Annotated in this window: 11 protein-coding genes and 1 riboswitch; all 11 genes read left to right on the top strand. The window is 45.9% G+C overall.

Features of this window, described 5'->3' with window-relative positions; genetic code table 11:
* The first annotated feature begins 31 nt into the window (after positions 1-31).
* The gene (locus tag DWW77_RS04000) at positions 32-1,411 is read left to right on the top strand and encodes an NAD(P)/FAD-dependent oxidoreductase (RefSeq protein ID WP_022426410.1); all 1,380 of its coding nucleotides are present in this window, start codon (positions 32-34) and stop codon (positions 1,409-1,411) included.
* Positions 1,412-1,730: 319 nt separating this feature from the next.
* Positions 1,731-1,905: riboswitch (cobalamin riboswitch) on the top strand.
* Between the two features lie 162 nt (positions 1,906-2,067).
* Positions 2,068-3,360 (top strand): sirohydrochlorin cobaltochelatase, encoded by a 1,293-nt coding sequence (locus DWW77_RS03995; RefSeq protein ID WP_118608089.1) that lies wholly within the window; start codon positions 2,068-2,070, stop codon positions 3,358-3,360.
* Positions 3,361-3,481: 121 nt separating this feature from the next.
* Entirely contained in the window at positions 3,482-4,381 is a 900-nt protein-coding gene (locus DWW77_RS03990) for a hypothetical protein (RefSeq protein WP_118608088.1), read from the top strand.
* A complete protein-coding gene (locus DWW77_RS03985) occupies positions 4,378-5,523 on the top strand; it encodes an ABC transporter substrate-binding protein (RefSeq protein WP_118608087.1) in 1,146 nt (381 codons plus the stop codon). Before DWW77_RS03990 ends, DWW77_RS03985 begins: the two co-directional genes overlap by 4 nt.
* A gap of 97 nt (positions 5,524-5,620) precedes the next feature.
* Positions 5,621-6,640 (top strand): FecCD family ABC transporter permease, encoded by a 1,020-nt coding sequence (locus DWW77_RS03980; protein WP_118608086.1) that lies wholly within the window; start codon positions 5,621-5,623, stop codon positions 6,638-6,640.
* A gap of 3 nt (positions 6,641-6,643) precedes the next feature.
* Positions 6,644-7,747: an ABC transporter ATP-binding protein gene (locus DWW77_RS03975; protein ID WP_059086806.1), complete on the top strand. Its 1,104-nt coding sequence runs from the start codon at positions 6,644-6,646 to the stop codon at positions 7,745-7,747.
* Between the two features lie 245 nt (positions 7,748-7,992).
* Positions 7,993-9,654, top strand: a complete 1,662-nt coding sequence (locus DWW77_RS03970; protein WP_118608085.1) for a DUF1002 domain-containing protein — start codon at positions 7,993-7,995, stop codon at positions 9,652-9,654.
* A 231-nt stretch (positions 9,655-9,885) separates the two neighbouring features.
* Positions 9,886-11,088: a class I SAM-dependent rRNA methyltransferase gene (locus DWW77_RS03965; RefSeq protein WP_015525970.1), complete on the top strand. Its 1,203-nt coding sequence runs from the start codon at positions 9,886-9,888 to the stop codon at positions 11,086-11,088.
* A 72-nt stretch (positions 11,089-11,160) separates the two neighbouring features.
* A complete protein-coding gene (locus tag DWW77_RS03960) occupies positions 11,161-11,574 on the top strand; it encodes a hypothetical protein (RefSeq protein ID WP_118608084.1) in 414 nt (137 codons plus the stop codon).
* Between the two features lies 1 nt (position 11,575).
* The gene (locus tag DWW77_RS03955; protein WP_118608083.1) at positions 11,576-12,424 is read left to right on the top strand and encodes a DUF5685 family protein; all 849 of its coding nucleotides are present in this window, start codon (positions 11,576-11,578) and stop codon (positions 12,422-12,424) included.
* Positions 12,418-13,065, top strand: coding sequence for a J domain-containing protein (locus tag DWW77_RS03950; protein WP_021651556.1), 648 nt, complete (start codon positions 12,418-12,420; stop codon positions 13,063-13,065). The genes DWW77_RS03955 and DWW77_RS03950 overlap by 7 nt, the downstream gene beginning before the upstream one ends.
* Positions 13,066-13,078: the final 13 nt, after the last annotated feature.

Here is a 13,078-nt window from a genome sequence, read left to right as displayed (position 1 = left end):
ATGTGCAATACAAGATAAGGAGTTTTTATTTATGAAATATGATGTACTGATCGTAGGAGCAGGTCCCGGTGGAATCTTTGCGGCCTATGAACTGATGAATAATGATCCGGAGAAAAAGATCGCGGTTTTTGAAGCCGGTCATCCTCTGGAAAAAAGAAAATGTCCCATCGACGGAAAGAAAGTAAAATCCTGTATCCACTGCAAAACCTGTGCGATCATGAAGGGATTTGGCGGTGCAGGCGCTTTCTCCGACGGAAAATATAATATCACCAATCAGTTTGGCGGAACTCTGTACCAGCATATCGGCAAGGATACAGCCACAGAGCTGATGGAATATGTAGATAAACTGAACCTGATGCATGGTGGTGAAGGAACCAGGCTTTATTCTACCACAAACAGCGAGATCCGTAAGCTCTGCCTTCAGAACGGCCTGCATCTTTTGGATGCATCAGTCCGTCATCTGGGAACAGATATCAACTATGTGGTGCTTCAGAACCTCTATGAAAAAATGAAAGACCATGTGGACTTCTATTTTGACGCATCTGTTGATAAAGTAGAAAAAACTGAAGACGGTTATGCAGTTTTTGTAGGAGATGAGCGTTACGAGGGAACTTACTGTATCATCTCCGCAGGACGAAGCGGAAGTAAATGGATGGAGACGGTATGTACAGAGCTTAAGATCCCGACTCTTTCCAACCGTGTGGACATCGGAGTCCGTGTGGAGCTTCCGGCAGAGGTTTTCAGCCGTCTGACAGATGAGCTTTATGAGAGCAAGATCGTTTACAGAACTGAGAAGTTTGAGGATATGGTCCGTACCTTCTGCATGAACCCGCGAGGTGTTGTCGTGAATGAAAATACCAACGGTATCATCACAGTAAACGGTCACAGCTACGAAGATCCGGCAAAGCATACCAACAATACAAACTTTGCCCTTCTGGTATCCAAGCATTTCTCAGAGCCGTTCCATGACAGCAACGGATACGGTGAGAGCATTGCAAGACTTTCCAATATGCTTGGCGGTGGTGTTATGGTACAGCGGTTTGGAGATCTGATCCGCGGAAGACGAAGCACAAAAGCCCGTATTGAGGAAAGTTTCGTAACACCTACACTTTCTGCGACACCGGGAGATTTAAGTCTTGTTATGCCGAAACGTATCCTGGATGGCATCATCGAGATGATCTATGCTCTGGATAAGATCGCACCGGGAACCGCAGATGATGATACTTTGCTTTATGGCGTTGAGGTTAAATTCTACAACATGGAGGTCGAGATCGACGAAAATCTGGAAACCTGCCACAAGGGTCTCTTTGTTATCGGAGACTGCAGCGGCGTGACACACTCTCTTTCCCATGCATCTGCCAGCGGAATCTACGTAGCCAGATACCTGGAGCAGGAGTATTTTAACAGATAAACTGCAGAGCAGTTTATCTGTTATGAGCAAGTAGCAAAGCGGATTGCGAATATCTGATGTAAGACAGTCCTTTTCTGATATCAGGGTGATGACAGAAAGGGGCTGTTTTTTATGCAGGATGTGCATGAATATTGGAGAAAGTATTCTGATAATAACTGACAGATACAGGGAGAAAACCGGTTACTGTTCACTGGTAATAATTCGCGAGATATTTTTTGTGAGTGAAGATCACAGAAAACCGTGAATCGTCTGACATCAATCTTGACAAATTTATGAGTTTGTGGTAAAAGTTAGATAACCAGGTAAAAGAAAATATGTGCAAATGTTATAATGATAAGGTTGCATCCAGTCGGATGTGCAAAAGAGAATCCGGTGAGAATCCGGAACGATACCGTCACTGTGAAAGGGGAGCTGCTTTTATAACCACTGGGAGACCGGGAAGGGAAAGCAGCGTGGAACCAAGTCAGGAGAACTGCCTTATTGTGAGATCCAGGGATTCGCGGTTTACGAATCGGTATTCTCCATAACAATACAGAACTTCTTTTTATGTATTTGTATTGCGCAGAGAATCATGTGTGAGCAGGCGGCCGCAGAGAGCTGCTGCTTTTTTGTACATATCAGTATTCTGGAAATACATGAAAAGAGGACAATGAGAAATGAAAAGAAAAACAATGTTAGCTCTGATGCTCGCAGTTTCCATGACATGCTCTATGGGTGCGGCTACAACAGCAATGGCAGCAGAGGATTCTGCTACAGAAGAGAACGCTGAGGCAGCTGATACCACAGAGGCTTCTGATGCAGATCAGGAAGCAGCAGATAATGTAGCAGCTCTGATCGACAAGATCTATGTACAGGAAAGAAACGACACAACAGATGAGGACTGCAAGGCAGCCAAAGAAGCATGGGATGCTCTGACAGATGCTCAGAAAGAACTGGTAGAGGGTGAGAATGCAGATCCGGATTATTTCGGACGTGACACAGGAGATGCTTCCAAGGACGATCCGCGTAACCAGGATGAGATCGGTGAGAATGAACTTCTTGTTGTAAGCTTTGGTACTTCCTTCAATGACAGCCGTGCAGAGGATGTCAAGGGAATCGAGGATGCTCTTGCAGAAGCTTATCCGGACTGGTCTGTAAGAAGAGCATTTACAGCACAGATCATCATCAACCATGTAGAGGCAAGAGATGATGAAGTGATCGATAACATGCAGCAGGCTCTTGACCGTGCAGTAGAGAATGGTGTTAAGAATCTGGTTGTACAGCCTACCCATCTGATGCATGGTGCTGAGTACGATGAGATGACAGAAGCGATCAATGGCTATAAAGATAAATTCGAGTCTGTAGCTATCGCAGAGCCAATGCTCGGTGAGGTTGGAGACGATGCAACTGTGATCAATGATGACAAGAAAGCCGTTGCTCAGGCGATCACAGATACGGCTTGCAAAGAGGCCGGATTTGACAGCATGGATGCAGCAGCTGAGGCTGGCACAGCATTCGTATTCATGGGACATGGAACATCCCATACAGCTAATATTACATACGATCAGATGCAGACACAGATGGAAAATCTTGGATTGAAGAACGCATTCATCGGTACTGTAGAGGGTAAGCCGGAAGATACAGCCTGCGACAAGGTTATCGAGAAAGTAAAAGAAGCAGGATACAAGAACGTTGTTCTTCGTCCGCTGATGGTTGTTGCCGGAGACCATGCAAATAACGATATGGCCGGTGATGATGAGGATTCCTGGAAGAGCCAGTTTGTAGCATCCGGAAACTTCGATAAGGTTGACTGCCAGATCGAGGGTCTTGGAAGAATCGAAGCAGTTGAGAAGCTTTATGTAGAGCATACAAAGGCAGCCATCGATTCTCTGGGAAGCACTGAGGAGTCCGCAGATTCTGATGCAGCAGCAGATACAGAGGCTGATTCTGCTGAGGAGTCCGCAGAATAATAAATATAAAAATATCTGAGTGAGTTCAGATACCTATAAGAAATCAATGTAACTGCCCGGAAAGATCAGGAAGACTGTTTTCCGGGCAGATTGCTGTATCTATGGAAGGGAGAAGATTATCATGAAAAAACGCTATGTAAACTTAATTCTTGCAATGGCAAGTGCATCAGTCCTGGTGCTGGGCTCTGTGCCTGCGATGGCAAAAACAGATGAAACAAAAACAGAGTCCGGTGAGGAAGCAGAAGCTTCCGAAGAAAAGGATACAGATGCAGCCAAAGCAGATACCCTGGAAGATGGCGTTTATACAGCAGAGTTTGAGACAGACAGTAGCATGTTTCATGTAAATGAGGCCAATGACAAAAAAGGAGAGCTCACGGTCAAAGATGGTAAAATGACCATCCACGTAAGTCTGGTTTCCAAGAAGATCGTTAACCTGTTTGCGGGAACTGCCGAGGATGCCCAGAAGGACGGAGCAGAGATCATTGAGCCGACCACAGATACAGTGAAGTACAGCGATGGTTATACAGAGGAGGTTTACGGATTTGATATCCCGGTACCGGCCATTGGTGAGGAATTTAACGTGGCGATCCTGGGAGAAAAAGGCAAATGGTACGACCATAAAGTCAGCGTAAAGAATCCTGTAAAAACCTCTGACGACAAAAAATCCGAAGGGAAAAAACCGGAAGAGCTGAAGCTGGAGGACGGAACCTATGAGACGGATGTAACCCTTACAGGCGGAACAGGAAGAGCATCTGTAGAATCTCCAGCTAAAGTAGAGATCAAGGACAAAGAAGCTACGGCAACCATCATCTGGAGCAGTCCGAATTATGATTACATGATCGTGGACGGCGAAAAATATGAGCCGGTGAACAAAGACGGAAACTCCACATTTGAGATCCCGGTCACAGTCTTTGACGCAGAAATGGAAGTGACTGCAGATACTGTAGCCATGAGTACTCCTCACGAGATTGAGTATACCCTGAATTTTGATTCTTCAAGCATGAAAAAGGAAGAAAAATGAAAAAAATAATTTCATACATATTTCTGACGCTGACCCTGATCCTGGGATGTGCTTTTGCAGTGCAGGCAGCAGAGACAGAACATAAGCCTGCGGATATTCCAGGCCTTACCTTTGACCACAGTATGGAGCTTTCCTACGCAAAGGAATTTAATGTGGATTACTACAACGATGGCTATGCGCTGCTCACCATTGATCAGGAAGGACAGTTTCTTGTAGTTCCCGAAGGCAAGAAAGCACCGGAGGGGCTGGATCCTGACATTGCGGTTCTGCAGCAGCCCATAAACAATATCTATCTGGTAGCAACCTCGGCCATGGATCTTTTCCGCGCTATCGACGGGATTGACAGCATCAAGCTTTCCGGAACCAAGGAAGACGGATGGTATATCCAGGAAGCAAAGGACGCCATGGAACAGAAAAAGATGATCTATGCCGGCAAGTACAATGCTCCGGATTACGAACTGATCCTGAACGAGGGCTGTGACCTTGCCATTGAATCCACCATGATCCATCACAATCCGGAGGTACAGGAGAAGCTGGAGCAGTTCGGGATCCCTGTAATGGTAGAGCGTTCCAGCTATGAGAGTCATCCTCTTGGAAGGACCGAGTGGATGAAGCTTTACGCAGTTCTTCTGGGAAAAGAAGATGTAGCAGAAAAGGTTTTCAAAGAGCAGACGGACAAGCTGGATAAGGTTCTCACAGCAGATAAAACAGACAAGACCGTAGCGTTCTTTTATATCAACTCCGTAGGTGCGGTAAATATAAGAAAAAGCGGCGACTATGTTTCAGAAATGATCTCTCTCGCAGGAGGAAATTATGTTCCGGAGGATACGGGAGTAAATGACAATGCTCTTTCCACCATGAATATGCAGATGGAAGAGTTTTATGCCAAGGCGAAGGATGCAGACTATATCATCTATAACAGTACGATCGACGGGGAACTTAAGACCATTGATGAGCTTCTTTCCAAAAGTAAGCTTCTTGCAGATTTCAAGGCAGTGAAGAACGGAAATGTCTGGTGCACAGGCAAAAATCTCTTCCAGGAAACTACCGGACTTGGAACCATGATCGAGGATATCCACACCATGCTGACTACAGATGATGATTCTCTGGATGATCTGACCTATATGCATAAACTGAAATAAATTCCAGTGTTCGTTTTAACTCCTTTGCCGGTTTCCACCTGTGAGCAGGAAACGAAAGGACAGGATAACAAAACAGAAGAGGAGTGTACCAGAAAAAATGAATGACAGAAAACGCGCAGTCCGATACGGGATCTCTTTTGTGATCCTTGCGGTACTTTTGATCTTTTTATTTATATGGAATGTAAATTCCGGAAGTATCCACCTCTCTGTGAAGGAGATCCTGAATATCATATTCCGGCATCAGGGAGATGAAACTTCTTATAATATCGTCTGGGAGATCCGTCTTCCCAGGATACTGGCAGTGATCATCCTTGGTGGAGCACTTTCTGTTTCCGGATTTTTGCTGCAGACCTTTTTTAACAATCCTATCGCGGGACCCTTTGTACTGGGAATCTCTTCCGGTGCCAAGCTGATCGTGGCGCTTCTGATGATCTTTTTTTTAAGCAGATCGGTGTCCATCGGTTCCGGTGCCATGATCCTGGCTGCTTTTGCAGGCTCAATGATTTCCATGGGCTTTGTGCTCCTTGTGGCAAAAAAAGTCCACAATATGTCCATGCTGGTCATCAGTGGTGTTATGATCGGCTATATCTGTTCGGCCATCACAGACTTTGTGGTGACCTTTGCAGATGATTCCAACATAGTTAATCTTCACAATTGGTCATTGGGAAGCTTTTCCGGTATGACCTGGGGAAATGTGCAGACTATGGCTGTTGTGGTACTTCTTACTATGGTGATCGTATTTTTTATGTCAAAACCGATCAGCGCCTATCAGCTGGGGGAGACTTACGCGCAGAATATGGGAGTTAATATCAAGGCTTTCCGGATACTTCTGATCCTGCTTTCCAGTATTCTTTCTGCCTGTGTGACCGCTTTTGCAGGGCCGATCTCCTTCGTGGGGATCGCTGTGCCTCATATTGCAAAAAGTCTCCTGAAGACTGCCAAACCGCTGCTTGTGATCCCGGCCTGTTTTCTGGGCGGTGCAGTGTTCTGCCTGTTCTGTGATCTGATCGCAAGAACTGTATTTGCACCGACGGAGCTGAGCATCAGTTCTGTGACAGCAGTTTTCGGAGCACCGGTAGTTATCTATATCATGATTCACAGACAGCAGAGGATATAAACGATGAAATCATATTTTTTTTATACAGATCAGCTGACCGTAGGCTATGATGGAAAACCGCTGATCAAAGAGATCAATATTCAGCTGAATAAAGGAGAGATCCTGACACTGATCGGTCCCAACGGTGCCGGAAAATCTACTATTTTGAAGAGTATCACAAGACAGCTTTCCCTGATCAGCGGAACGGTATATCTGGAACAGGAACAGATGAGCCGGATGACCAACAGGGAAGTGTCAAAAAAACTGGCTGTAGTACTTACCGAACGCATGCGACCGGAGCTTATGACCTGTGAGGATGTGGTATCCACCGGACGATATCCCTATACCGGAACTCTCGGGATCCTTTCCGCAGAGGACAAGGAAAAAGTTAAAAGTGCCATGGAGATGGTTCACGCCTGGGATCTGAAGGATCGGGATTTTACAGCCATCAGTGACGGACAGAGACAGCGTATCCTTCTGGCACGCGCCATCTGCCAGGAACCGGAGATCATTATCCTGGATGAACCGACCTCCTTCCTGGATATCCGGCATAAGCTGGAGCTTCTTGCCATTTTGAAGAAGATGGTATTGGAAAAACAGATGACGGTGATCATGTCCCTTCATGAGCTGGATCTTGCCCAGAAGATTTCTGACCAGGTGATCTGTGTTCATGGAGATCACATTGAGAAATATGGTGCACCGGAGGAAATCTTTACTTCCGATTATATTCGGAAGCTTTATGGCATCACCCGTGGAAGCTATAATGCAGAATTCGGCTGCGTGGAAATGGAACCTCCGGCCGGAAAACCGGAGGTGTTTGTGATCGGAGGAAATGGAAGTGGGATTCCGGTATATCGGAAGCTGCAGCGACAGGGGATTCCTTTTGTGACCGGAGTTCTCCATACCAATGATGCAGATTATCAGGTGGCAAAAGAACTGGCTGCAAAAGTGATCACGGAGAAGCCTTTTGAATGCATTTCGGAGTCTGCCTTTGAAGAAGCACTGGAGTTCATGGGAAAATGTGAAAAAGTGTACTGTCCGCTGAAGGATTTTGGTATCATGAATGAAAAAAACCGGGAATTGTTGAAAAAAGCAAAAGAAACCGGAAAATTAAACCAGATCAGATAAGTTCTCTGGGAAAATGAGAAAAGCAATAAAACGCTGTCAGAAATGAGTGATATAATTTCCGGCAGCGTTTTTTATATAATATAAATTACAAATATTTCAGCAGCTGTGTTATAATATGACAAGAACGACAGATCGTGAAGCGCTCGCATTCGTGGAGATGTAAGTAACGAAGAGGAATGTCCGCTTTACACCGCAAAAGTTAAGCAGATACAATCGATCCGAAAAAATATATGGAGGGAAGATCAATGAAAAAAAGAAACATGATCGCAGCTCTGCTCTGCAGTGCATGCCTTGTGGCAGGAAGTGTAAATCCCGTATTTGCAGATGCATCGAAGGTAGTAACACTTGGAGCAGATCTTACGGATGCTCAGAAGCAGACAATGATGAAATATTTTAATGTAAGTTCCGATCAGGTGCAGGTGATGACCATTACAAATGAGGATGAGCATAAACACCTGGATAATATCGCACCACAGTCCCAGATCGGTTCCAGAACTTTGAGCTGTGCCTATGTGAAGCCTACACAGTCCGGCGGGATCAAGGTCCGCACAGCAAATCTGAACTGGGTGACAGGTAATATGATCGCAACGACACTTTCCACATCCGGTGTGAAGAACTGTGAAGTAGTTGCTGCCTGCCCGATGGAAGTATCCGGAACAGGTGCACTTACCGGTATCCAGATGGCATATGAGAAGGCCAGCGGAGAGAAGCTGGATGAGACCAAGACGAAGCTTGCCAACCAGGAGATCGTAACCACTGGTGAGCTTGCAGATAAGGTTGGTAAAAATGAGGCGACAACAGTTGTAAACCAGTCCAAGATGGATGTGATCCAGAACGGAGTACAGAATGCAGATGAGATCCAGAATATTGTTATCAATGTGGCTGAGCAGAACAATATTTCCGTAAGCCAGGACGATATTGACAGGATCGTGTCTCTTCTGAAGCAGATCTCACAGCAGGATTACAATTATGATGATGTGAAGGAAACACTGGAGCAGGTAGATGCCAATACCACAGGCCAGACCTCTTCCTCTGATGATACGCTGGATGGCGAGAGCAGTGATGAAACCGTAGATGTGGATGCAGATTCTTCTGATGATATCGTCAACAATGTAAATGACAGCATTCTTGGTGACGATGTGATCCAGAGCTCCACAGAGGATCCGGGTCTTGAGGAAGAAACAGGAGCAGATTCTCAGGATACAAGCAATGAGACCGGAATCCCGGATGCTACCGACGACGGAACCTATAGCAATGAGGAAAGCTCGGACGAAAGCAGCACAGACGAAAGTACCTCTGATGAGAGCAGTACAGACGAAAGTGCTTCTGACGAGAACAGCACAGAGGATAGTGCATCTGACGAGGCTGCATCCGATGAGACAGGAATCCCGGAGGCAACAGAAGATACAGAATCTTCAGAAAGTGACCAGGCAGACAGTGCAGAAAACGATACTTCTGTGCTCAGCGAAGAAGCAAAGAACAATTATGACAAATTTGTCCTCTTTGTAAAAGGCGAGTATGAGGGAGATGCAGATTCCCTTCTCGCTGCAACGGAGGATACAGAGGCAGTGGCAACGGTAACACTGGATGAGCAGACAGCGAAGAGTGTGGCAGAAACTGTTGAGAAGGATTATTATGATATCCTGAAGGATGGTACAGAATCCTATGAGGCAGATGGTACAGAGAAATATCAGAGTACAGAGCTGAATATGATGGATCAGAAGCTGAAGAAGCTGTTCGGTATTGACAGTTCCCAGGAGGACACAGATGCCACAGACGTGACAGCTACTATTCTTGCAGATGTTCCCCAGGAAGATAAGCAGACACTTTATAAAGAAACCATGAAATATCTGGCAGGTCTTTACGGCGAGAATACGGACGCTTCTGAGGAATCCGCAGCAGAATAAAAGATCAGCAGAAAAAGAGATGAATACGCCGCAGCAGAGAAAACAACCTCTGCTGCGGTATTTTTTGTCGTGCCGGAAAGATATCATGAAAATTTTGTGATTTACGACAAGGATTTGTGTAAGCACTGGAAAAATGGATTTTTCTGTGATAAAATTGACCGTAAATCGGTTTTGTGGACTCATACATCGCAAACCGTGACAGGGAAACGAGAAAGGGAAAAGGTAGAATTTATGAGCCTGGCAGTAGTAACATTAAAAAAAGGCGAAGGCAGATTCCTGAAATCAGGAGGCCTCTGGGTATATGACAATGAGATCGCAAGCATCATGGGAAGTTTTGTGAACGGAGATATCGTTCTGGTCCGGGACTTTGACGGATATCCGATGGGAAGAGGATTTATCAACACCAATTCCAAGATCACAGTCCGTATGCTTACCAGAGATGAGCGTACAGAGATCAGTCCGGAATTTTTGAAACAACGTGTCCGCGACGCATGGGAGTATCGTAAGAAGGTAGTAGATACCGGAAGCTGCCGTGTGATCTTCGGAGAAGCAGACTTTCTTCCGGGTCTTGTTGTGGATAAGTTTTCAGATGTGCTTGTTGTACAGTCTCTTGCACTGGGAATCGACCGTCTTAAAGAAACGATCATAGATGCACTGAAGGAAGTTCTTGCTGAGGATGGGATCCGGATCCGTGGAGTCTATGAGCGAAGTGATGCAAAGGTACGCCGCCAGGAAGGAATGGAACTTACCAAGGGATTTATCGGAGAAGAATTTCCGACACTTGTTCAGATTGAAGAGAACGGTGTGAAATATGAAGTAGATATCAGGGACGGGCAGAAGACCGGATTTTTCCTGGATCAGAAATATAACCGTCTTGCTATCCAGAAGCTCTGCAAGGGGGCGAAGGTTCTGGACTGCTTTACACATACCGGCTCTTTTGCCCTGAATGCGGGAATTGCAGGGGCACAGAGTGTTCTTGGTGTGGATGCGTCGGAAACTGCAGTTCTGCAGGCAAGACGAAACGCCAGTCTGAACGGCCTGGACGGAACAGTGAAATTTCTCTGTGAGGATGTTTTTGAGCTTCTTCCCGAGCTTGAGGAGAAGGGAGAGAAATTTGATGTTGTGGTACTGGATCCTCCGGCATTTACGAAATCCAGAAGCTCTGTAAAAAATGCCATCAAGGGATACCGTGAGATCAATCTCCGTGCAATGCGTCTTGTAAAGGACGGCGGATTTCTGGCAACCTGTTCCTGCTCTCATTTTATGACATATGAGCTGTTTACACAGACCATCGGTCAGGCAGCGAAGAATGTCCATAAGAGACTGCGCCAGGTAGAGTACCGTACACAGGCACCGGATCATCCGATCCTCTGGTCAGCTGACGAATCCTATTATCTGAAATTCTACATTTTCCAGGTATGCAATGACCGTTAGGAACTGCCTCCGGATTTTTTACGGAAATTTTTTGGCAGTGCCGTATGGCAGTGAAAAGGAGATGCAGATCATATGAGAGACAAATTCAATAAATTTATGCAGGGACGTTATGGAGTGGATGATCTTTCCAGGTTTACCATGGGAACTGCACTGGTTCTGATCATTCTGGCAATGTTTGCCAATATATTCAGCAGAACTGCCGGCAGCACTCTTGACATTCTCGGGGTCGCAGCAATCGTATATGCATATATACGTATTTTTTCCAGAAATATCCAGCAGCGTTATGCCGAAAATCAGAAATTCCTTCAGATGACGTCAAAGTTCCGTTTTCGCTTTAATAAAGAAAAGGATCTGATGAAGCAGAGAAAGACCCATCACATCTACAGCTGTCCGGGCTGCGGACAGAAGATACGTATTCCAAAGGGAAAGGGCAAGATCGAGATCGAATGTCCGAAATGCCATACAAAATTCGTAAAAAGGAGCTGACATGTTCGGATATGTGACCGTTAATAAACCGGAAATAAAATTCAAGGATTTTGATGTGTACCGTTCTTTTTACTGCGGCCTTTGCAGAGAACTTCGGGAGAGATACGGGATACCGGGACAGATCTCACTGACTTATGATATGACATTTGTGGTCCTTCTTTTAAGCGGCCTTTATGAGCCGCCAACGAAGAAGGGAACCTCCAGGTGTGTGGTCCATCCGCTGAAGCCCCAGCCGGTACGTAAAAATACAGTAACTGAGTACTGTGCGGATATGAATGTGATCCTTACCTATTACAAATGTATGGATGACTGGCAGGATGAACACAAACCACTGCGCTATGCATATGCAGGAATTCTGAAGAATTGCGGAAATATGCATATGTCCGCTTATCCGGCGAAGATCCAAAGAATCCGAAACGCGCTGGAGGAGCTTTCTTCCTTGGAAAAACAGGGGGAAACCGATGTGGACCGTGTAGCCGGGTGTTCCGGACGTATTATGGAAGAGATTCTGGCCTTCCGTAAGGATGTCTGGGAATCGTCCCTGCGCCGTCTGGGATTTTATCTCGGAAAATTTATCTACATCCTGGATGCTTATGACGATGTGGAAAAAGATGCAGAAAACGGAAATTACAATCCTTTCCTTGAAAAATATAAGATAGAAGGGTTCGAGGAAGAGGTACGTCGGCTTCTTATGATGATGCTTGCAGAATGCTGCAGAGAATTTGAAAAGCTGCCGATCCTCCGATACGGAGATATCCTTCGAAATATTTTATATTCCGGCGTCTGGTGCCGCTTTGCGGCGATCGGACAGAAGCGCAGGGAAGAACGGGAGAAAGAGAAAAAATGTTAGATCCATACAGCGTGCTGGGAGTTCCCAGAAACGCATCTGATGATGAAATAAAAAAGGCATACCGGAAGCTGAGCCGAAAGTATCATCCGGATGCCAATATCAATAATCCGAATAAGGATCAGGCCGAAGAAAAATTCAAAGAAGTGCAGCAGGCTTACGAGCAGATCATGAAAGAGCGTGAGTACGGAAGCAGTTCCCAGAATGGTTATGGCGGTTACGGAAATTACGGTGGTTTTGGAAATTACGGAAATGCCGGTTCCAGTGCCTATCAGGATGAGGAAAGTATGCGCAGAAGGGCGGCCGCCAATTATGTGCAGAGCGGTCATTTTCAGGAAGCTATGAATGTACTGGATTCTCTTGGTCAGAAAAATGGGGAATGGTATTACCTGGCTGCTATGGCAAATATGGGAATGGGAAATAATGTAACAGCTCTGGATCAGATCCGTGAAGCAGTCCGTCAGGAACCGGATAATATGCAGTACCGTATGCTACTCCAGAGAATGGAAGGCGGTGGCGGCTGGTATCAGCAGCGGCAGGATCCCTTTGGGGGAATGCCGACTGCAGGAGGAGATATGTGTGATGCCTGCTGCAGGACCATGGCCTGTTTCATGTGCTGGCCGGGCGGCTTTTTCTGCTGCTGATGCAGGAAAAAGG

Origin of the sequence: Ruminococcus sp. AF17-12 (assembly GCF_003479245.1) — a bacterium.
Lineage (GTDB): Bacteria > Bacillota > Clostridia > Lachnospirales > Lachnospiraceae > Blautia_A > Blautia_A fusiformis.
This window is presented reverse-complemented; position numbering and strand designations above follow the sequence as displayed.